Here is a 22,027-nt window from a genome sequence, read left to right as displayed (position 1 = left end):
CTATTTTAGGCTAGGCTATAGTTAATGTTAAAAAGGCAGTAGTGACTGCCTTTTTTATTGCATGTTTTTAGAGTCGATTCTATGTCCTTACCTATATTTGATACCCACGCACATCTTGATTTTGAAGTATTTGATCATGACCGTGATGAATTATTCAACCACATGCGAAACAAAAATATAACTAAAATACTTATACCGGGCGTGAGTCCTGAACTGTGGTTTAAGCAACTGGCTGTTGCTCAGCAATATCAATGTTATTTCTCACTAGGGATCCATCCCTGGTATCTTCCTGAGAATATTGATACCGCTCTTGAAGAGCTAGAGCATCAAATTTATCTAAATCAAACTAACCCATTATTTGTTGCTATTGGTGAGTGTGGCTTAGATAAATTACGTCCAGAATTTGAGCAACAACAAGCGTTGTGTGAACAGCAATTACAGCTAGCAAAAAAGTACCAACTTCCCGTAATTCTGCATGCGGTAAAATGCCATGCTTTGTTAATTGAGTTGTTAACAAAAGCTGCGTTGACAAAAGGTGGCGTTATACACGGTTTTTATGGCAGCGTTGAGGTCGCAAAACAGTACCAAAAATTAGGTTTTAAATTAGGCATTGGTGGCTTGATATTAAACCCTAGGGCAAAAAAACTGCATAAAGTAGTAGCAGAATTATCTTTAGAATTATTTGTCATTGAGACTGATTCACCGAGTATGTCACCCGAAAATCAGCTTGATAAACGCAATACACCGCTCATTTTACCGCTGATTATTAAAAAAATAGCTTTTTTGCGTCAAATTTCAACTGTTCCTATATTAGAACAGCTTAATAGAAATTCTTTGCAACTATTTGAGCTTTAGTTACTTTTTTTGAAACGAGGCCTGTTTACTACAATTGTCTTGCGTAAATATCTGAAACTAAACTTTAAAAGTTTGATCAAAACGACGCTTTTCCTCAATTGCTCGGTTATAATCTGTCTTGGAAATAAGGTGAGTTAACAACATTAATAAGAAGTGTTAACAATTAAAAAGGGTGATGTTTAATGGATATAGTTATGAGTCTAGTAGGGGTGGTCACCCTACTTGTGATAGGTTTCTTACTATCTACAAATAAAAAAGCTATTAACGTACGTACCGTAGGTGGCGCTTTATTAATTCAAGCGTTTTTTGCAGGTTTCGTATTATATGTGCCAATTGGTCAACAAGTATTAGGTGGTGTTTCAACTGCCGTTGCTGATGTAATTGGTTATTCTCAAGCAGGTATCAACTTTCTATTTGGCGGTTTAGGTACTGACGCTATGTTTGGTAATGGCGTAGGCTTCGTATTCGCCGTTCGCGTATTACCTGTTATTATCTTTTTCTCTTCTTTAATCGCTGTTCTTTACTATCTAGGCATTATGCAGATAGTAATTAAGTTCATCGGTGGTGGATTACAAAAAGCACTTGGTACAAGCCGCACAGAGTCTATGTCTGCTACAGCAAACATCTTTGTTGGTCAAACTGAAGCGCCTTTAGTTGTACGTCCTTTCATTCCAACAATGACTAACTCTGAGTTATTCGCAATCATGGTAGGCGGCTTAGCCTCTATCGCTGGTGCGGTACTTGCTGGTTATGCTGGTATGGGCGTGAAAATTGAGTACTTAGTAGCAGCATCATTTATGGCGGCTCCTGGTGGCTTAATGATGGCTAAACTAATGCACCCAGAAACTGAAGCAACTAATAATGACATGACTGACTTACCAGAAGATACTGATAAGCCAGCAAACGTTATTGATGCAGCTGCATCAGGTGCCGCTTCAGGTATGCACTTAGCACTTAACGTTGGTGCAATGCTTTTAGCCTTCGTTGGTCTAATTGCAATGGTTAACGGCATGCTTGGTGGTATCGGTGGCTGGTTCGGTTTCGAAGGTTTATCACTAGAACTGATCCTTGGTTACATCTTTATGCCGTTAGCATTCCTTATCGGTGTGCCTTGGTCTGAGGCTATGGTTGCTGGTTCGTTCATTGGTCAAAAAATCGTTGTTAACGAATTTGTGGCTTACTTGAACTTTGCTCCTTATCTTAAAGATATTGCTGATGGTGGCATCTTGGTTGAAGCTACAGGTCAAGCAATGACAGACCGTACTAAAGCGATTATTTCTTTCGCACTGTGTGGTTTTGCTAACCTATCGTCAATTGCGATTCTGCTAGGTGGTTTAGGTGCTATGGCTCCTACTCGTCGCCATGACTTAGCTAAGTTAGGCGTACGTGCGGTTATCGCTGCATCATTGGCTAACTTAATGAGTGCAACTCTTGCTGGTTTATTCCTAGCACTGTAGTAAAAGATATTCTTTTACTACAAGGGCTTTACCTACTTTAGTGAGTAAAGCCCTGTATTTAAGATTACATAATCATAATGATTGGCGTTAATCCACCGGTTTCCAGATAGCGAAGTGGTAATGAGTGACAGGTGCATATTTTCATATTAACACCGCAAAATCATTCATTTTCGAATGCGACACAAAAGTAACTGTTAGTGTGATGTTGTGAGTAAGTCGCGACATTGTTCACAAAAAAGAATTTAGTATTCGTTTTTATACCGGTTAAATATTGTGATTTACAACAATAGCGGTAAAATACGAAAGCTTAAAACAAAAGCTGTCCTAGAAGGCGGCAAATTATGATAAATGGGGTTGATGATGAAAAACTTTAAAACTTTAGCTTTAGCAGCAACAACTATGGCAGCAATGGCTGCACCTGCACTAGCTGCTGACCGTGGTGAAGATATTCGTTCTGGCGATTACAGCTGGATGCAGTTCAATGCTATGTACTCTTTTGATGAGCTACCAAGCACTGGCGAAAGTGGTCACGATTATCTAGAAATGGAATTCGGCGGCCGTGCTGGCGTTGTTGACCTATACGGTTATGTTGATGTTTTCAACTTAGCGACTGGTGACTCAGGTGATAAAGCGACTGGTTCAGGCGCTAGCAAAATGTTCATGAAGTTCAATCCACGTTTCTCACTAGATGCTATTACTGGTAAAGACCTTTCTTTTGGTCCAGTTCAAGAGGTCTACTTCTCTACTCTATTTAACTGGGGTGGTGGAGTTGTCGGTGAAGATGTAAACGCATCTTTCTGGGGTATCGGTGCTGATGTTATGGTTCCATGGTTAGGTAAAACTGGCATGAACTTATACGCACACTATGACATGAACGGTAAAGATTGGAATGGTTACCAGTTCTCTGCTAACTGGTTCAAGCCTTTCAAATTCTTTGATAACAAAAGCTTCATAGCTTTCCAAGGTTATGTTGATTATCAATTTGGTGCTGATGACGAGTATGGTAATGAGTTTGTTCCTATGAGCTCTAGCGGTGGTGCTGCATATTTCGGTATTCACTGGCATTCAGACAACTATGCTTTAGGCTATGGTCTTAAAGGTTACAAAGATGTATACCTTCTTGAAGACGGCGCAGGTATTGTTGGCTTAGATACAACTGGTTGGGGTCACTACCTAACAGCTACTTACAAGTTCTAATACTTTGTAAGACATTGGAGCCACAAAAATTGTGGCTCCTCTATAGTTTTTAAAAGTTAATACTTAATTAAATGCATTATTAAAAATGCCGTTAATTAAGCATTAAGCACAACGCGCTAAAATGGATTTTTCGCGGAAAATGATAAAATAAGTCATTAATTTATTTTGCCTTTTCCGGTCTTCAAGGATTCAAGTCGTGGTACTCGTTATCAGATTGAATACTTAGGTTAGTAAATCATATTAGTTTACTGGCAACACGTGAAGACTCGGCCATAGCTGTAATCATATAAGCTGTAATCTGTTTAGCTATATTCTAGTTAGCTATGATCATATGCCACTTTACTTTGTTGCCCTGACAAAAATTATCTACTGATTTTTCTTTATGGAGAACAAACATGACTGATTTAAAAAAAGCTGCGCAACTTGGTATCTCATTAATGGATTTAACCACGTTAAATGATGATGATACTGATCAAAAAGTTATCGACTTATGTCATAAGGCCAAAACTGCTGCAGGTAATACCGCTGCAATTTGTATTTATCCTCGCTTTATTCCTATTGCACGTAAAACCTTGAATGATCTTGATTGTGAAGACATTAAAATCGCGACAGTGACTAACTTCCCACATGGTAACGATGATATTGCAATTGCAGTATTAGAAACTCGCGCAGCAGTTGCTTACGGTGCTGATGAAGTCGATGTGGTATTTCCATATCGCGCATTAATGGCAGGGGATGAAACCGTCGGTTTTGAGCTAGTTAAAGCCTGTAAAGAAGCCTGTGGTGATGATGCTATTCTTAAAGTCATTATTGAATCGGGTGAGCTTAAAGATCCCGCATTAATTCGCAAAGCATCAGAGCTATCAATTGATGCAGGTGCTGACTTTATTAAAACCTCTACCGGTAAAGTGCCGGTTAATGCCACGCTAGAAGCGGCTGAAATTATGCTAACCGTGATCAGCGAAAAGAACCGTAAAATTGGGTTTAAGCCCGCCGGTGGCGTAAAAGATGCAGCTAAAACAGCAGAGTTTTTAGCTGTTGCGGCCCGTATTTTAGGTGAAGACTGGATCAGCCCAAGTACTTTCCGTTTTGGTGCATCAAGCCTGTTGACGAGCTTATTACATACTTTAGAGCTTGCTGACGCACCAGCACCGACTCAAGGTTACTAATTTAAATCAATGTTATAGCTAAGGTTTATTGCCTTTAGTGTTAATAAACCTATAGCTATAGATATTTTTGGCGATCCAAATCTAGCAGCCTGTGGATTGCCTAGATGGAGGCTATATTATGTTCCTCGCACAAGAAATTATCCGCAAAAAACGTAATGGTGAAGTCCTTTCCACCGCAGAAATTCAATTCTTTGTTAACGGTATAACAACTAATACGGTATCAGAAGGCCAGATTGCCGCCTTTGGCATGGCAGTTTACTTTAAAGATATGAATATGGACGAGCGTATTGCATTAACGATTGCAATGCGTGATTCAGGCACAGTGTTAAATTGGGATTCATTAAAATTAAATGGTCCTATTATTGACAAGCACAGCAGTGGCGGTGTTGGTGATGTTATTAGTTTAATGCTTGGTCCAATGGCGGCAGCTTGCGGCGGTTATGTGCCCATGATTTCCGGGCGTGGTTTAGGCCATACCGGTGGGACATTAGACAAGTTTGATGCGATTCCTGGTTACCAAACTGAGCCATCTAGCGAATTGTTCCGCAAAGTAGTTAAAGATGCTGGCGTAGCGATTATTGGCCAGACGGGTGATTTAGTACCCGCCGATAAACGTTTTTATTCCATCCGTGATAACACAGCTACTGTTGAGTCTATTTCGCTGATCACTGCATCAATTTTATCTAAAAAATTGGCCGCAGGACTCGATGCACTGGCTATGGATGTCAAAGTGGGTAGTGGCGCATTTATGCCAACTTACGAAGCATCTGAAGAGCTAGCTCGCAGTATTACCGCTGTTGCAAATGGTGCGGGCACTAAGACCACTGCATTATTAACTGATATGAATCAAGTCTTAGCTTCGTGTGCAGGTAATGCTGTTGAAGTACGTGAAGCAATACAGTTCTTAACTGGCCAATACCGCAACCCACGTTTGTATGCGGTGACTATGGGCTTATGTGCTGAAATGCTGATTTTGGGCGGTATTGCACAAAATGAAGTTGAAGCGCGTATTAAACTAAATACTGTATTAGATAATGGTAAAGCAGCTGAAGCCTTTGCTAAAATGATTGCTGGTTTAGGTGGGCCAACTGACTTTGTTGAGGCGTATGATAAGTATTTACCCCATGCCAAAATTATTCGTCCTGTGTATGCCAATACTAGTGGTTTTGCTTACAAAATGGATACTAGAGAGCTTGGCTTAGCGGTTGTTACTTTAGGCGGCGGTCGTCGTAAGCCTGGCGATGCGCTTGATTACAGTGTCGGATTAACTCAAGTTTGTGCATTAGGTCAAGCCGTTAACAAAGATGTTCCGTTAGCGATGATCCATGCGCAATCTGAAGAGGCATTTTCAGAAGCTGCGGCAGCAATTCAACAGGCCATCGTGATTGGCGATAGTGCGCCAGAAAAGACGCCTGAAATTTATCGCTATATTCGCGCTTCAGATTTATAAAGGAAAACACAATGAAACGTACTTTTATCTTAATGTTAGATTCATTTGGTCTTGGTGCTGCAACAGATGCTGATAAGTTTGGTGATGTTGGGTCTGATACTTTTGGTCATATTGCTCAAGCCTGTGCAGAAGGTAAAGCAGATATAGGCCGCAAAGGACCACTAGTTTTACCTAACTTGGCTAAATTAGGCCTAGGCCATGCAGGCTTTGAAAGCACGGGTAAGTTTGCTGATGGCTTTAACGCTGATGTTGAAGTGATTGGTGCCTATGGCCATGCCGATGAGTTAAGTTCAGGTAAGGACACGCCCAGTGGTCACTGGGAAATGGCAGGTGTACCTGTTTTGTATGAGTGGGGATACTTTAGCGATTTAACTAATTCATTCCCAAAAGAGTTAACCGACAAAATTCTAAAACGTGCTGGTCTAGAAGGGTTCTTAGGTAATTGCCATGCTTCGGGCACTACCATTCTTGAAGAGTTAGGCGAAGAGCACATGAAAACGGGCATGCCTATTTTCTACACGTCAGCAGACTCTGTTTTTCAAATTGCGTGTCATGAAGAAAGCTTCGGTTTAGAAAACCTCTACAAGCTGTGTAAAATTACCCGTGAAGAGTTAGAGCCGTATAATATTGGACGTGTTATTGCACGCCCATTTGTTGGGACTGGTGCAGCTGATTTTGCTCGTACCGGTAACCGCCATGATTATGCCGTATTACCACCAGCGCCAACCGTATTAGATAAGCTTAAAGACGCCGGTGGTGAAGTGGTCAGTATTGGTAAAATTGCTGATATTTATGCCCATAGTGGTATTACTCAGCAGTTTAAAGCGACAGGTCTTGAAGAGCTATTTGATGAAACGCTAACGCAAATTAAACGTGCTGGCGATAACACCATAGTGTTTACCAACTTTGTCGATTTTGACTCTCATTATGGCCACCGTCGTGATACAGCAGGTTATGCTAAAGCATTAGAATATTTCGATACCCGTTTACCTGAATTATTTGCGATTTTACAGCCAGATGATTTAGTGGTATTTACCGCAGATCATGGTTGCGATCCTACTTGGGTTGGTACTGAGCATACTCGTGAGCGTGTACCTGTATTAGCTTATGGTGCAGGTTTAGCCGCTGGTTCATTAGGTCGTCGTCAGTCTTTTGCTGATATTGGTCAGTCGATTGCAAGCTATTTTAAGCTAGAACCTATGGATTATGGCCAATCTTTTATAGATTAGTCACATTTTCGAACGACGGTTCTATATAAAACTTAATAGCTTTGCTAAACTATCAACAAGATTAAGCAATACAAAATAAAATAGAAACATAGGGGTTATAACATGGCTACACCACATATTAATGCTGTTGAAGGTGCATTTGCTGAGACAGTGCTTTTCCCAGGCGATCCATTACGTGCAAAATACATTGCAGAGACATTTTTAGAAAATGTTGAGCAAGTAACCGATGTACGTAACATGCTTGGTTTTACGGGTACTTATAAAGGTAAGCGTATTTCTGTAATGGGTTCAGGAATGGGTATTCCATCTTGTTCTATCTATGCACATGAGCTGATTAAAGAATACGGTGTTAAAAACTTAATCCGTGTTGGGACATGTGGTGCTATTAGCACGGATGTAAAAGTACGTGATGTGATTATTGGTATGGGTGCATGTACTGATTCACAAGCTAACCGTTTACGTTTCAAAAACCAAGATTTTGCAGCAATTGCGGACTACAGCTTACTAAGCGCTGTAGTTGATTCTGCCAAAGCACACGGCACTAAAATTCAAGTGGGCAACGTTTTCTCTGCTGACTTGTTCTATACACCCGATCCTGAAATGTTCGATGTTATGGAAAGAATGGGTGTATTAGGTGTCGAAATGGAAGCCGCTGGTTTATATGGTGTTGCCCATGAATTAGGTGCTAAGGCACTATGTGTTGTCACTGTATCAGACCACATCCGTACTGGTGAGAAAACCACTTCTGATGAACGTCAAACGACTTTCAATGACATGATAGTGATGACTTTGGATGCTGCATTAACACTTTAGTTTTAATAGCAAACCAATAAAAATGGGCGCATTAAGCGCCCATTTTTTATTTTATATTTACATCATTTTATTAACTTTTATCTTCCGGCTCATCTTTAGAGGCGAGATGTTTTTTAAATTGTTTAATACGTGTTTTTCGACGATCAAAGTCAGCGCGCTTAAACGATAATGCGCGTGATAACAAGAAACCAATAAAACTGGCCACAAGTAGCATCCACTTCAATAGTTCCATATTCTCTTGATGCAAATATTTAATTTCATCAAAAAATTTGCTCAGGTCTAATCTTACTTCCACATAGCCAAGGTTATTGTCTTGTTGCATCACATTTTCAATTAATGGTGGATAATTGGCTAATAGTTGACGTAATGCTTCTGAATCAGGTGCTAAATCATCGGTAGTCACTGATTGGGCAAAAGCGAGTCTGACTCCTTGAGAGTTATAAATATTAACCGACATTACTTTAGGGTCTGACGCTAAAGTCGATGTCAGCCATCGTAGTTGTTCATCATTTTGTAAAAACATAGCCGGAGCTGCACCGTTTGCCGCCTGTTGCGCAAGGGTTCTCGCCATAAGTTGAGTCTGTGAACTCAACAGTTTTTGACCGTTTTTCAAGCTGCTTTGCCAAAGATTGATTAGGCCTAATACTAAGCCTATGGCAACAATAACCTGAATGATCCTGCTAATTTTTTGTCTTTTCTTGAGACCGTTAACAAAAATCACTTTAATCCTCAGTCATTTTTCTATTTAATGAAACGCTTAGTAGGCGCCTGATTGCCATATTTTTGATGGCTTGGTGGTGTGGAAATTATATTAATCTAAAAACTCATCAGTAGATAGTTGTAATCAAAGAGGTCTGATCCATGCACCGCAGAAGTCTAGCATCCGCCAATGCACTTAATAAGAGTACCCCAAGTAACAGAGGTGTCAGTATTCTATCTTGGTTATTAACATCAACTACCACTGAGTATTGGCACAATGACCTATTATGCCAACGCTATGAAGAGGCGCAGTATCATAGTGATATCGCTTCTTTAAGTCATGAACGTGTTAGAGTGATATTTGAATCATCGGCTCAATCACACATTGATGCATGGCTTGCTGAACTGCCGTTTCCTGCGTATTTTAGCGTACTTGAACGCGAAAATGATCTTATCGGTATAGAAATTTCAGCCAGTAAGTCTTTTACTGAAATGATGTCGGCTTTTGATATTAGTGTGACTCAGCATAGTTTAGCGGCTGAATTATTATTGATCACTGCGCCATTACCTTTGCTGAAACAGCGCGGATTGCTAGTGATGGATATGGATTCAACGGCGATTCAGATAGAGTGTATTGATGAACTAGCTGTGTTAGCTGGAGTGGGTGATGAAGTGGCCGAAGTCACCGCTAGTGCGATGCGAGGTGAATTAGATTTTGAACAAAGCTTACGATTACGAGTAAGCAAACTTGCTAATGCAGATGCAACTATCATTGATACACTATGCAAAAATTTACCATTGATGCCCGGCTTAACCGCCTCTTTAGCAGAGTTACAAGCTAACCAATGGAAAGTGGTTGTCGCCTCTGGTGGATTTATGCCATTTGTGAATCATTTAATGTATCTGTTAAAGTTAGATGCAGCCTTTGCTAATGAACTGATTATTGAGGATGGCAAACTGACTGGTCATGTATCGGGTGATGTAGTCGATGCGCAATATAAGGCGACTGTTATTGGTAAGTGTGCTCAAAAGTGGCAAATTGAAACAGGACAAGTAGTGGCTATCGGTGACGGTGCTAATGATATCCCGATGATCCAAGCCGCTGACTTAGGAATTGCGTTCCATGGTAAGCCTAAGTTAATCAATGCGGCCAATTTAGCGGTAAATAAATTAGATTTACGTGCTTTGGTTTTTTGTTTACAAGCCTCATAAGCATTACGCTGCTGTTGTTACTCAAAACAGCGCAGTTGTATTATTTAGGATGTTTGCTCTATTTTAGTTGATATTGATGGCAGTTATGGTTAAGTATGGGCTTACTCACTCAATACCAATAGCTGCCATTTTGATATCACCCACTCAACAGTCTTTGTTTATTCCCTATCGACAGGGGCAATTACATCTACGTTATATTCCAGCTCAAACTTCGCATAAGCGTCTTACACCTATTTTAATGCTGCATGGTGCTATGTCTAACGGTCGAGTCTTTTATAGTGACTCAGGGCGTGGTTTAGGCTGTTTTATGGCGCAGCAAGGGTTTGATGTTTATGTGCTAGATACCGCAGGAAGAGGGAAAAGTACTCCCTTGATTGATAAGCAATATGAATTAGGCCAAGGGGAGGTTATTAGAGAGCAGTTACCTTTGGTGCAATCATTTATTTTAAAACGTCATCCTATGACATCAAAAGTACATTGGAGCGCACATTCCTGGGGGGGAGTGTTAATGGCAAGTAGTTTGGCTCGGTTTGTGGATTTACAGACGAGTGTCGCCTCACTGTTAACTTTTGGTAGTAAACGCACCATCAAAATTAAGTCATTACGAAAATGGATAATGGTAGATCTTTTCTGGAACCGGTTCGCCCCTTTTTGTGTATCTAGGCAAGGCTTTTTCGATGCTAACCGTTATCGATTTGGTATGGATAATGAAAGCCATCAATCACTACACCAGAGTATTGATTGGGTTAGGGGAGAGTGGATAGACCATGATGACCAGTTTAATTACGCACTTGCTGCAAAAAGTGCAAACTGGCCTAGTACGTGGTTTATTGCCGGAGAAAATGACACTGTATTGGGTAACCCGTCGGATGTGCAAGATATGATGGCAGAGTGCGGTTTGCAGCAAGCAAAATATACCTTGCTTGCTAAAAAAAATGGCTACCTAAATGATTATGGCCATGCGGATATGTTGACTCACAAACAAGCCAACGATGACCACTTTATGCAGATTAAAAAGTGGTATCTTGAGCTGAGTGACTGACGATGCTAAAGCTTATTTTATTATGATCCATTAAGATGCGGCTAAGTTCTTGTTGTTTTGCACTGTACTCAGTTTAGGGAAACGTAATTTTACTTCTGTCGTGATGTCTAGAAATTCGCCAATACCAATAACTTTCCAGAGCTGTTCTTCAAGCTGCTTGGCTTTATGATTTGCATGGATAGTAATATATTCTAATTCACGACGAATATAGGTCATATCTGGTTTATCTGCTGCCCCCAAATATACCCTTAACGCCATAAATCTACCTAAACGTTGGCTTTGTTCTATAAAAGATTGTTGATCTACGACACTGATTTCTGTCGCAACTTTGCAATTTAGATTGATTGTGCCACGAGCGTGTCTAGTTATTTGAATGAATACTTCAAAAAAGCGCATATCATCAGCGGCTTTCATTGTTTTAATTGGATCTATAATTTGACTTTTTAGTACCCCATCTGCCATGAGCGGTGTCAGGTTGTATTGCATTATTTGATCTGTATCTTGAGAGAATAAATGGCTTATCTCATCTACTTTGGTGCCAATGCCGATGGCTGAAAGGGAGAATGATTTACTCTGTTTTTCAATAAAATATGGCACGCTAACTAGCTCACGCATCATCAAATTTTTCATACCATCAGCCAGCTCTTTTTGTTCACCATCTTTATCGGACAGTTTAGTTAACTTTGCTTTGTTGTGATTGATCAGTTTATTTAAAAATTCAACGCCGATATGTGGTGAGTGACCAATTAATGCACTTAAATGAAGTATGCTGCCTTTTGAGCGCGTTCTAATAAGTTGGTATGGTAATGCGCTCAAGTCAATCTGAATTGCTTTGGCCTGTAAGCTAGGCAAGCTAAGACTAACAGATGCTGGTGAGTTAAAATCGAATGCTTCCGCTAAGGTTACTTGCAAGCCTCGGCTAGAAATATCATGGGTTATTCCAGAAGCAATTTTATTACCTTGTTTGATGTTAACTAATGTTTTAAAAGCGAATCTTGATTCATGGCGCCGCTCTGTAAATGGCATTGATATTCTTTTAATGCTATTCACATTTATTTTACGTTGCGCAAAGGTTTTTAGTTGGTTTACATCTTGGTTATTGAACCAAGCTTGATATTGGCTATTTACACTTGAGTTTGTGATATCACAAACTTGAATAATATGACTAAAACTGGCCAACTGTTGTTCTGTTAATGCTGAATATTGTGCATCATCGCCCGGAAGTGTAGAGGTTTTATAATTCAGTTTATGATCCACTTTTTGGCTAACTAATTTATAGACCCGCCAACTAGACTTTTTTGAACCAAAACCTAAGAATAATCCCAAGTGTTCGCTTTGTTGCAGTTCAAATAATGTCGCTGAATAAAAGTGCACTTTTTCGTTGGCTATATGTGTAAAACAAAACATCAGTTGATGTTCAGTAATATCCGGTGACTTTAATAAATGCACTATGCGGTTATTAGTTAACATCCCTGGCAGCTGGTTAATATCATCCTCATTTTGAAAAAAATGCAGTAATGGCTGATTACCGCGGCCAAGCAGGGCATGGGTGATATGAGGCTTACCTTCTTTAATCGAAATGTAGACAGGTAAATGAGGCTGTAAGGGTAAGTAATGACGCTCGAACCCTAAACCTGTAGCATTAACAATGACATCGTTGACATCGACTTTGTAGCGAAATTTATAACTATTAATTAATTGAGCAATAACCTTATCTAGTTCTTCACTGCTACCAATTCGTTTTAGGCGAAATATGGCGTTGTCATCTTTATTTTGGATATCAACAATAGCGTAATCAACACCTTGCTGTAAGTCTTCAAAGTAAAACTCTTCATTAAGTTCAAGCAACTTTACCCTAAGTGGTCTCTCAGGTTGAAAGTTATGTTTTAATGGGAGTTTTATTCTGGCGCCGCCAACGGATAAGTCTAGGGTAGCCCCTAATACTTCAGCGGATCCAGATTGTGACACAGCAATTTTAATGCTGTAGTTCATTCGCTCTTCACTACGATTAAAATAACTGCCTAAAACAATACCTGGTACCATAAACGGTGAGGCATTTAGGCTCGGTTCATTAGTGCTGCCTTCTTGTTTAAGCTGTTTACGTTTTTGGTGAGCTTTAATGACTTTTTCATACACACCTAAGGTGTATTTGTTTCGATAAATAGGTAACGCTTCTTCAAGGGCTTCTTTTGAGGGCGCATCTAAAAAGTGTCGTTGGTTACCAATGAAAACTTCTTCACAGGCCAGTTCGGTTTTATCACGTAAGTCTATTACGCGAGTACACAGGGCTGATATGCGGTTTAGCTCCATTTTAAGTAAAAAGCGGGTAGAATTTGATTCATCAGCCGTAAGGCTTTCGAACAGTTCCTGAAAATCAGGTTCCATTAATAAGGGCTTTAATTGTTCTATAAGTGCGCTGTGGTTGTCTAGGCTCATGTTCAATTATCGTTTTTAATGCTTATTGTGAGTCTGGCTGTTAATCTTATCGGCATGAAAAGACATTGCTTTATCAATAGTATGGGTCTGAAGTTAATCTTAACCCTATTTGAGATAAATGATAAAGTTTACAGAACAATTAGTGTCTATGATTTGATATATCTTGGACTGAAAAGAGGTCTTCCTCAACTTTTTAATTTACTAACCGGGCATTATGGCAAAGAATAAAACAGCATATGTGTGCAATGAATGTGGTCAAGATTTTCCGCGTTGGCAAGGGCAGTGTAATGCCTGTCAGGAATGGAACACGATCACAGAGGTTCGTTTGGGCGCAAGCAGTGCTACGCGAACTCATCAGTTTAGTGGTTATGCCGGTTCCACCAGTAAAGAAGTACAAACGCTCGATCAAATAGATTTAAATGAGTTACCTCGTATTGCCAGTACGTTTGGTGAGTTAGATCGGGTTCTTGGTGGCGGTATTGTTCCTGGTAGCGCGATACTCATTGGTGGCCATCCTGGCGCTGGTAAAAGTACGCTGTTACTGCAAACCTTGTGTCAATTAGCGCAAATTATGCCCGCCTTGTACGTCACGGGGGAAGAGTCTTTACAACAAGTGGCTATGCGCGCCCATCGTCTAGGGTTACCGACTCAAAATCTACGTATGCTGTCTGAAACCAGTGTTGAAGCTATTTGTGATGTTGCGATACAAATAAAGCCTAAAGTGATTGTGATTGATTCTATTCAAGTGATGCATATGAGCGATATTCAATCTTCACCTGGTAGTGTGTCTCAGGTTCGAGAGTCAGCTTCATATTTGACCCGATTTGCAAAACAGCATGGTATAGCGGTCATTATGGTTGGCCATGTCACCAAAGATGGCAGTTTAGCTGGCCCGAAGGTATTAGAACATTGTATTGACTGCTCGGTGATGTTTGAAGGTGATAGTGATAGTCGTTACCGTACTTTACGTTCACATAAAAATCGATTCGGCGCAATTAATGAGTTGGGTGTTTTTGCGATGACGGAACGTGGCTTAAAAGAAGTGGCCAATCCCTCCGCAATATTTTTATCCCGTGGCGATGAAGCATCATCGGGATCATTAGTTATGGTGGTATGGGAAGGTACGCGTCCATTGCTGGTGGAGTTGCAGGTTCTGGTCGACAGTTCAGCCATGTCTAACCCTCGTCGAGTCGCGGTGGGGATGGATGCCAATCGTTTAGCCATGCTACTGGCGGTGATGCACCGCCATGGTGGGTTGCAGATGTCTGATCAAGATGTGTTTGTGAACGTTGTAGGTGGTGTGAAAGTAACTGAAACCAGTGCCGATTTAACGTTATTATTGGCGATGGTATCGAGTTTTCGCGGTCAGGTTTTACCAACTGATTTAGTTGTTTTTGGTGAAGTTGGCTTATCAGGGGAAATTAGACCTGTGCCTAATGGCCAAGAACGTTTAATTGAAGCAGCTAAACATGGTTTTAAACGTGCAATAGTACCTAAAGCTAACATGCCAAAAAAACCACCTGCGGGAATGGAGGTTATAGGGGTAAGCAAATTAACTGAAGCTTTAAACGCACTTTAGTTGTGCGTTTTCAGCGTTAAATTTAACGGTTATTTATTATTCGGGTTGGATCAGCATTTCCAGCTCTCGATTAAGCAGCTCAGCATCACCTAAATTAAGTTCAATAATACGGCGCAAGTGACTAATACTTTCAACATCGATATGTAAACAGCGTAAGCCTAAATGCTTGCTAGTTTTATGTACAATTTTTGTGTTCATGACTAACTGAATATCTGAATCAGGTAATACAAACTCTAATGTTATATCACTATTTTTTGTACCGCTGAATGTGTCAGGGATTTCGACCAAAGCACCATTAAGGCTTAAATCTAGAATCGTTGTACGCCAGGTAGACTCAGCCTGAGCAAGATAAGCATTAGCATCAAATAGAATTCTCGAAAATTTGCGTCTCTCGTCCATTAGTCTGTCCTTTAATTTATAGGATTAGTGTTGTATTGATTGCTATAGATTAGCATACGATATAAGCACACATAAAACACCCAGATTCAATTTATTTGTTTCGTCATTATTTCTTCGGGTAATTCAATTGTAAATATAGCGCCTTGTTCTGGAGCCGTGCTCAAGGTGACTTTGCCTTTTAAAACCTGATTAACTAAGTTATATAGAATGTTCATTCCCAGGCCGCTTCCACCCTGGCCACGTTTAGTGGTGAAAAAGGGGGTAAAAATCTTCTGCTTAATTTCATCTGACATACCGCATCCATCATCTTTATAAATAATTTTAAGCCCGTTAGGTTCTCGCGTTACGGTTAAAGTCAGTTGGCCGATTTTATTATCAGGGTAAGCATGAATTATCGAATTATTTAATAAGTTGCTGATAATTTGATACAGTACGCCCGGCTGACTGTGTAATGAAATATCTTCAGGGCACTGGTAATCATATTGGTGTTTAGTACGGGATAATAATGGGTGCAGTGACACAAATATTTCATCTAAATATTGTTTCAGATTAAAGTCTCTTACTTCTTCATGAGATTGATCCACCGCAACTTTTTTGAAACTTTGTATTAATTTAGTTGCTCTATTTAAATTAGATAGCATCAGTTTTGCACAATCAGCAACTTCAGATTGATATAGTTCAAAATCTTCGTGTGAAACATCGCCAGATTGATATTTTTTATTGAACTCCTCGACCCTGTCCGAAAGGTGCGATGTCGCTGTCACATTAATACCGATTGGAGTATTCATTTCGTGAGTAATACTTGCGACGAGTCCACCTAACGTGGCCATTTTTTCCTTATCAATGAGCTCATTTTGAGTGAGTTTAAGCTCTTCAGTGCGAGACTTTACTCTATCTTCAAGCTCAATGTTGAGCAGCTTTAGTGCTTCTTCAGTTTCTTTTAACGACTGAATATTCTTTATTGTACCCGTTATTCTGTTTGGTTTGCCTTGATTATTTCTCTCTATCACTTGACCTCTATTAAGTACCCAAAGCCATTTGTCATCAGGTGTTTTTGCTCTATAAGCCAGTTCAAATTTATTTTCCTCTAAGTTTAAGCAAGAGGTCATAATATTAATTACATGGGGTAAGTCATCAGGGTGAACGCACTGTTGTAGGGTGTCCATTAAACTGATTTCGTGTTCAGGATATTGTAAAAAAGTATTAGTGCGAGTAGCGGTTTTATTGCGAATGTCCCAGTCCCAAAACTCATCACCACTGCCCCATAATGCGAGCTGTAATCGCTGCTCGCTTTTAGCAACTTGCTCCATCATAAAGACTTTAATGCGATATTTGCGAGTTTGTAACCAGCTAAAAAATCCGATGATGACAATAAAAAACAAGCAATAAAGTAAATATGCCCACCATGTTTGCCAGGGTGGGGGCATAATATGAATCTCCAAGGTTCTTATCTGGCTAAACTGATTATTGTGATTTTTAGCTCTGACTTGAAATTGGTACTTACCCGGTGATAAGCCAGAAAAATGGGCAACATGACTGTTTAAATCATCAAACCATTGCTGATGTAGTCCTAGCATCCTATATTCATATTTAATCTGTTGGGCTTGATGTAAATTATTACTGTGAAAACGAAATGAAAATAATGTGTCTAGATAACTCAACTGAATATTATCGGCATAACTGACATCCAGCGATTGATTAAACCGTGTGTCATCTTGTAGACGCTGCAATTTATTTAATAAGTAAAACTCGTCGATAATGGGCGTTTTAGGTTCTGGTGTGACGGGTAAATCAGAGGGGGTAATGATGTTAAACCCATTTATGCCACCTAAATAAACACGATTATTATCATCAATAAAGCCTGCACCGAAATTAAACTCATTATTCTGAAGCCCGTCCACATCAGTATAATTACGTATTGTATGATCTTTGCTATTAAGAACGCTAAGCCCTTCAGATGTACCGACCCAGAGTTGATCCGACTTATCTTTAACCATAAGGTAAGCGATATTGTCGATTAAACCATTTTGCTTATTAAATAGTTGCACCGCCTTTGTTTCAGGTATAAAAGAGAAAACCCCATCACTGGAAGAGATCCACAACCTATCCTTTATCCAATACGCATTAAATAAATGTTTGCTAGGAAATTGCTCGACAGTGTTTGGCGCATATTGCGTAAATTTTCCCTCTACAGACATATGAATTAACCCTGCACCATAAGTCAATATCCAGTACCCGCCTTGCTGAGCAGGTAAAATCTTACTTATCTCATTACTCGCAAGGCTGTCCGGTAAATTGGGATCATGAGACCAGGATTTAAAACCATATATAGTGGGTATAAATAAACTTAGCCCTGCATCTTTTGTCGTAACCCAAGCTTGCTTAGTGTCATCGAATAAAATGCTATAGAGATGGTTACTTGCTATTGCCAGAGGGTTATCTGGCTGAGCTACATATTGCTTAATTTCCTTGGTTTTAATATCCATGATATATAAACCATTGCCGCGCGTACCAATCCAAAGCTGTTGTTTATCATCTTGTGTTATAAAACTAATAAAGCTTTTACTATCAAATTGTGGGTGGGTAAAAAGTGAGAAGCCAGTAATGTTTCTTTGAGTATCTTCAGCTGCAATGAATAACCCTTGGGCAGTTCCAATCCAAAGGACGTTTTGTTTATCTCGATAAATAGTTCTAATATCGTTATCAGAGATATTGTTTTCAAAGAATGCATATTGATTGATAGTATTGAAAGCTTGGCTATTTAGATCTGTTTTACTTAAACCAGCCCCTCTTGTGCCAATCCATAGTTGGTGTTCGTCGTCTATCCACAGCCTGGTAATTAAATCACTACTGACACTACGAGTATTGCTTGCTGAATGAGAAAAATGTTCAAATTGATGTGTGTCTGGCTGATACCAAGCTACACCAGCTTGTTGAAAGCCAATCCAAAGTTTACCATCGATATCTAAAGCTAAGTCATTGATATTGTTTTGCTGAATGGTATCGGGAAAAAATAACTGGTGCAAAGTGGTGGTAGGCGATGTTAACCCTTGGGATAAATCTAGATGCAATAATTCACTATTACTGGTTGCTAGCCAAATGTTATTATCGTCTCCATTTGCAATACGAGTAATATATTTTGTTTGCTTAGATTGTTGAGATATCGTGGTTAATTTTTTTGTTCAGGTAAGTAAAGTTGTAGGCCTTGATTATGATAAACCCATAAACGCGATGATTTATCTAAAAATAGGCCGTGAATATTGTCATCTAATAAACCTTTGTCGCCGATATTTAAGTGTTCAATAACCACATTTTGTGTAGCAGAAAAAATATAAATTCCGTTATTAGTAGCAATCCAAATATTACCTTCACTATCTTCACTTAGGTCGTTAATTCCGCTAGAGGGTAATCCAAATTTAGGCGCGTTGTAATGCTCAAAACGTTTGGTTTTTGGTTTGAATCTATTTAAACCATCATTGACGGTGGACAGCCAAAGCTCTCCTTTTTTACTGTAATACAAATGACTAATATGATTGCCTGATGGGCCATATTGATCTTCTTTTAAGTAAATCTTTATTTCTTTACCATTGTAACGATTCAAACCAGCCTGTGTCGCTATCCATAAATAACCATCTTGATCCGTAATGACATCATTAACAGTGTTCATGGATAAGCCATGCTCGGCTCCAATTGTGTCAAATAGCACCACAGCCTGAGTAAGATGAGGAGCAAAAAAGAATATACTCAAAAAAGTATAGTAGCTTAGTAGGCGTTTTTTTCTCACACAGTTGATCCTTACACTTTTTTACTTTAATAATTATCTTAAGTGTTAAATTTAAGTGTAGAACTAAATTAATAAAATGCGAGTTAAGTACTGGCGTTGACAAAAAAAGGAACCCGAAGGTTCCTTTTTATTTGTTAACTAATTTGAAGTTAATTCATTGCTGCTAACTAATTGAAGCTAACCAATTACTGTTAACCAATAATACTCTCATCAGGGTCTACGATGGGTGAGTTTGGCATAATCCGCACGGATTTAATCATGTTATCCGATACTTCGATAACTTCTATATGATAATCAGCTAAGCGCAAACTAGTTTTAGCTGCAGGGATATCCTCAAGATACTCGACAATTAACCCATTGAGTGTTTTGGGGCCATCGATAGGAAAATCCCATTTCATCTCTTTATTTAAATCACGAATGTTAATAGTTGCATCTATTAAAAAGCTTCCATCCTGTTGGATGTTAATATCTTCGCTTGGTGTCGTCATCATTGATGTGGTGAAGTCGCCGACTATCTCTTCTAAAATATCTTCAAGCGTAACAAGCCCTTGGATGTCACCATACTCATCAACAACCAGCCCTATGCGTTCTTTATTTTGTTGAAAATTTGCTAACTGCACGTTTAGCGGTGTGCCTTCAGGAATAAAGTACAGCTCTTTTACCGCACGTAATAATGATGACTTACTAAATTGCTCTTTTGATTGTAGACGAAGAGCATCACGTAAATGGATAAACCCAACCGAATCATCAATTGTGTCTCGATATACTAATACACGAGTATGTGGGCTTTGGATAACAAGCTTATTAATGAGCTTAAAATCATCATTCATATTGATAGCGTAAATATCGGAACGCGCAATCATAATGTCTTCTACGGTGACTTTTTCTAAATCTAATATCGACAATAACATTTCTTGGTGACGCTGGGGGATGAGCGCACCAGCTTCGTGAACAACGGTACGTAATTCTTCTTGGCTTAATGCATCATTGGTTTTGACTGTTTTAATACCCAATAAACGCAGGAAACCGGTAGTAATAATGTTAAGCCCTTTTACTAACGGCAGCATAATAATCAGTAGCCATTTCAGAATAATGCTTGATGGAAAGGCGATTCTTTCTGGGTGTAATGCAGCATAGGTCTTGGGGGTGACTTCTGCAAAAATCAAAATAACGACAGTCAATACGCCGGTAGTGATAGCAATGCTGGCAGCTTCATCAATATTATATTGGCTAAGTACGCGCATACCGATAATGGTTGCAATTGAAGATGCGAGGATATTTACTAAGTTATTGCCGATAAGAATAAGCCCAATTAATCGGTCTGGCCTATCAAGTAGCTTTAGCGCTCGCTGTGCTGGTTTGTTACCACTGCCAGCCAAATGCCGTAAACGATAACGGTTAAGCGTCATCATGGCGGTTTCTGAACCAGAAAAGTATGCAGAAATCAAAATCAATACTACAAGGAAAATTAACAGTGCGCTGGTAGATATAGCGTCCAAGGAAGGGGGCTCCGTTATGGTATGTAGGCCGTTATTGACGACCAGAATAGATATATTTAACCAGCATTATTAACCACTGACGAAAAGAGTCAAGTTATAGAGGCTTATAATATTAGTAAAGTAAAAGACATCATGCAGAGTGAACAACTTCATTTCGTTGAAAGTACCCGCTTTTTAACGGTTATGACGACTTTCATAGTCATAACCGAAGTGGGAATTAATTAATAATCAATTCTTTAACAATACGGGCACCAAAATAGCCTAATGAAAGTAGTCCTGCACCAGATAAACTGTAAACCACAGCAGTGCGGATACGACAGCCTATTGTGTAGTGTTGCCACAACATAGTGCCATATACAGCCCAGGCAGCCATAGACAGGATAGCTTTGTGGCCTTTACCATCAACAAACATATCTTCTAAAAACACAAACCCAGTCACTAGCGACAAGCTTAATAAAATAAAGCCAATCACAACAAGATGATATAGCTGACGCTCTACGGTCATGAGCGGTGGCATAGCTGTGCTCATTATCATTTTTTTATTTTTAAGCTTATTTTGAATAATCCATAGTTGTAGCGCATAAAGTGCAGCAATCATTAATGCGCTGTAAGCCATTAGCGACAACACGACATGAGCAAGAATTTCTGGATGCAATTCAAAATGAATAATAAATTGGGGTGGTAATAGCCATAGCAAAGCTACTGAGATTATTGAGCAGGCATAAATTACCGGTAACACTACAATCACTTTTAGCCGCGGTAAGGTAACGGTAAAGGTGAATGCGATGATCCAGTTCACCATTGAAATGACATTGGTTAAACTAAAGTTTTGCCCATCAAGTGTAAAAATTGAATTCGATAACGCAAAACCATGCATAATCACACCCAAAGCGGATATCATCATAATAAGTTTGCGATTGGGACCATCAGCATGAAATAGCCGGCTAGTGGCGAGAATCAATGCAATACAATAAAAAAACATAGCCGAAGCAGAAAAAATAACCATCTGATTTAAACCTATCAAGTTATATGGACATGCTGACTGGATATAATATCTAGTCTCAAAACGCACATGAACACTATTGGGTAAGATTAACATGAAGTCACCCAATAAGGGCAGTGACCTATTACGCAAAATTTAACAGTTTCTGACCGTTAGCTGCAAATAATTTACCTTATTGCATCTGTTATGGGTAATAAGACACTT

Annotated in this window: 17 protein-coding genes; 10 read left to right on the top strand and 7 right to left on the bottom strand. The window is 39.4% G+C overall.

Translation table 11 applies throughout. The features are described from left to right. Window positions 1-93 precede the first annotated feature (93 nt). From ACRWP9_RS16410 to deoD, 7 genes are all read left to right on the top strand, one after another. The gene (locus ACRWP9_RS16410) at window positions 94-855 is read left to right on the top strand and encodes a TatD family hydrolase (protein WP_434929107.1); all 762 of its coding nucleotides are present in this window, start codon (window positions 94-96) and stop codon (window positions 853-855) included. A 182-nt stretch (window positions 856-1,037) separates the two neighbouring features. Beyond that, window positions 1,038-2,312 (top strand): NupC/NupG family nucleoside CNT transporter, encoded by a 1,275-nt coding sequence (locus ACRWP9_RS16405; RefSeq protein ID WP_434926883.1) that lies wholly within the window; start codon window positions 1,038-1,040, stop codon window positions 2,310-2,312. 360 nt (window positions 2,313-2,672) lie between these two features. Continuing rightward, entirely contained in the window at window positions 2,673-3,509 is an 837-nt protein-coding gene (locus ACRWP9_RS16400) for an outer membrane protein OmpK (protein WP_434926882.1), read from the top strand. A gap of 395 nt (window positions 3,510-3,904) precedes the next feature. Beyond that, complete coding sequence (gene deoC / locus ACRWP9_RS16395; RefSeq protein WP_434926881.1) at window positions 3,905-4,678, top strand: deoxyribose-phosphate aldolase; 774 nt, start codon at window positions 3,905-3,907, stop codon at window positions 4,676-4,678. Between the two features lie 118 nt (window positions 4,679-4,796). Beyond that, window positions 4,797-6,128, top strand: a complete 1,332-nt coding sequence (deoA, locus tag ACRWP9_RS16390; protein ID WP_434926880.1) for a thymidine phosphorylase — start codon at window positions 4,797-4,799, stop codon at window positions 6,126-6,128. Window positions 6,129-6,139: 11 nt separating this feature from the next. Then, window positions 6,140-7,357, top strand: coding sequence for a phosphopentomutase (locus tag ACRWP9_RS16385; RefSeq protein WP_434926879.1), 1,218 nt, complete (start codon window positions 6,140-6,142; stop codon window positions 7,355-7,357). 102 nt (window positions 7,358-7,459) lie between these two features. Next, window positions 7,460-8,170, top strand: a complete 711-nt coding sequence (gene deoD, locus ACRWP9_RS16380; protein ID WP_188840584.1) for a purine-nucleoside phosphorylase — start codon at window positions 7,460-7,462, stop codon at window positions 8,168-8,170. 70 nt (window positions 8,171-8,240) lie between these two features. Here deoD and ACRWP9_RS16375 read toward each other — a convergent pair whose 3' ends face one another. After that, window positions 8,241-8,891: a YtjB family periplasmic protein gene (locus tag ACRWP9_RS16375; protein WP_226413946.1), complete on the bottom strand. Its 651-nt coding sequence runs from the start codon at window positions 8,889-8,891 to the stop codon at window positions 8,241-8,243. 140 nt (window positions 8,892-9,031) lie between these two features. Here ACRWP9_RS16375 and serB point away from each other — a divergent pair, with 140 nt between their 5' ends. After that, window positions 9,032-10,081, top strand: coding sequence for a phosphoserine phosphatase SerB (gene serB / locus ACRWP9_RS16370; RefSeq protein ID WP_434926878.1), 1,050 nt, complete (start codon window positions 9,032-9,034; stop codon window positions 10,079-10,081). 85 nt (window positions 10,082-10,166) lie between these two features. Beyond that, window positions 10,167-11,123, top strand: a complete 957-nt coding sequence (locus ACRWP9_RS16365; protein WP_434929105.1) for an alpha/beta fold hydrolase — start codon at window positions 10,167-10,169, stop codon at window positions 11,121-11,123. Between the two features lie 30 nt (window positions 11,124-11,153). Here the strand turns inward: ACRWP9_RS16365 and ACRWP9_RS16360 are convergent, their stop codons facing one another. Continuing rightward, on the bottom strand, window positions 11,154-13,559 hold the full coding sequence (locus ACRWP9_RS16360; protein WP_434926877.1) for a PilZ domain-containing protein: 2,406 nt from the start codon (window positions 13,557-13,559) through the stop codon (window positions 11,154-11,156). A 214-nt stretch (window positions 13,560-13,773) separates the two neighbouring features. On the opposite strand from ACRWP9_RS16360, the gene radA reads away from it, so the two are divergent. Further along, the gene (gene radA / locus ACRWP9_RS16355) at window positions 13,774-15,138 is read left to right on the top strand and encodes a DNA repair protein RadA (RefSeq protein ID WP_434926876.1); all 1,365 of its coding nucleotides are present in this window, start codon (window positions 13,774-13,776) and stop codon (window positions 15,136-15,138) included. A 36-nt stretch (window positions 15,139-15,174) separates the two neighbouring features. Here the strand turns inward: radA and ACRWP9_RS16350 are convergent, their stop codons facing one another. From ACRWP9_RS16350 to ACRWP9_RS16330, 5 genes are all read right to left on the bottom strand, one after another. Next, window positions 15,175-15,537, bottom strand: a complete 363-nt coding sequence (locus tag ACRWP9_RS16350) for a PilZ domain-containing protein (protein ID WP_434926875.1) — start codon at window positions 15,535-15,537, stop codon at window positions 15,175-15,177. 86 nt (window positions 15,538-15,623) lie between these two features. Next, window positions 15,624-18,608, bottom strand: a complete 2,985-nt coding sequence (locus tag ACRWP9_RS16345; RefSeq protein ID WP_434926874.1) for an ATP-binding protein — start codon at window positions 18,606-18,608, stop codon at window positions 15,624-15,626. 98 nt (window positions 18,609-18,706) lie between these two features. Further along, window positions 18,707-19,243: a ligand-binding sensor domain-containing protein gene (locus tag ACRWP9_RS16340; protein WP_434929103.1), complete on the bottom strand. Its 537-nt coding sequence runs from the start codon at window positions 19,241-19,243 to the stop codon at window positions 18,707-18,709. A 269-nt stretch (window positions 19,244-19,512) separates the two neighbouring features. After that, window positions 19,513-20,820, bottom strand: coding sequence for an HlyC/CorC family transporter (locus ACRWP9_RS16335; protein WP_434926873.1), 1,308 nt, complete (start codon window positions 20,818-20,820; stop codon window positions 19,513-19,515). 217 nt (window positions 20,821-21,037) lie between these two features. Beyond that, window positions 21,038-21,826, bottom strand: coding sequence for a cytochrome C assembly family protein (locus ACRWP9_RS16330; RefSeq protein WP_226413960.1), 789 nt, complete (start codon window positions 21,824-21,826; stop codon window positions 21,038-21,040). Window positions 21,827-22,027: the final 201 nt, after the last annotated feature.

Origin of the sequence: Shewanella sp. HL-SH2, assembly GCF_051164935.1 — a bacterium.
Lineage (GTDB): Bacteria > Pseudomonadota > Gammaproteobacteria > Enterobacterales > Shewanellaceae > Shewanella > Shewanella glacialimarina.
Note: the sequence above shows the minus strand (reverse complement) of the source record. Positions and strands in the feature narration are given on the sequence as shown.

Excerpts from the sequence above, each read along its gene's own strand:
- ACRWP9_RS16405 (WP_434926883.1), top strand. The coding sequence starts at position 1,038 with ATGGATATAGTTATGAGTCTAGTAGGGGTGGTCACCCTACTTGTGATA.
- ACRWP9_RS16400 (WP_434926882.1), top strand. The coding sequence starts at position 2,673 with ATGAAAAACTTTAAAACTTTAGCTTTAGCAGCAACAACTATGGCAGCA.
- deoC (WP_434926881.1), top strand. The coding sequence starts at position 3,905 with ATGACTGATTTAAAAAAAGCTGCGCAACTTGGTATCTCATTAATGGAT.
- deoA (WP_434926880.1), top strand. The coding sequence starts at position 4,797 with ATGTTCCTCGCACAAGAAATTATCCGCAAAAAACGTAATGGTGAAGTC.
- ACRWP9_RS16385 (WP_434926879.1), top strand. The coding sequence starts at position 6,140 with ATGAAACGTACTTTTATCTTAATGTTAGATTCATTTGGTCTTGGTGCT.
- deoD (WP_188840584.1), top strand. The coding sequence starts at position 7,460 with ATGGCTACACCACATATTAATGCTGTTGAAGGTGCATTTGCTGAGACA.
- serB (WP_434926878.1), top strand. The coding sequence starts at position 9,032 with ATGCACCGCAGAAGTCTAGCATCCGCCAATGCACTTAATAAGAGTACC.
- ACRWP9_RS16365 (WP_434929105.1), top strand. The coding sequence starts at position 10,167 with ATGGTTAAGTATGGGCTTACTCACTCAATACCAATAGCTGCCATTTTG.
- ACRWP9_RS16360 (WP_434926877.1), bottom strand. The coding sequence starts at position 13,559 with ATGAGCCTAGACAACCACAGCGCACTTATAGAACAATTAAAGCCCTTA.
- radA (WP_434926876.1), top strand. The coding sequence starts at position 13,774 with ATGGCAAAGAATAAAACAGCATATGTGTGCAATGAATGTGGTCAAGAT.
- ACRWP9_RS16350 (WP_434926875.1), bottom strand. The coding sequence starts at position 15,537 with ATGGACGAGAGACGCAAATTTTCGAGAATTCTATTTGATGCTAATGCT.
- ACRWP9_RS16330 (WP_226413960.1), bottom strand. The coding sequence starts at position 21,826 with ATGGTTATTTTTTCTGCTTCGGCTATGTTTTTTTATTGTATTGCATTG.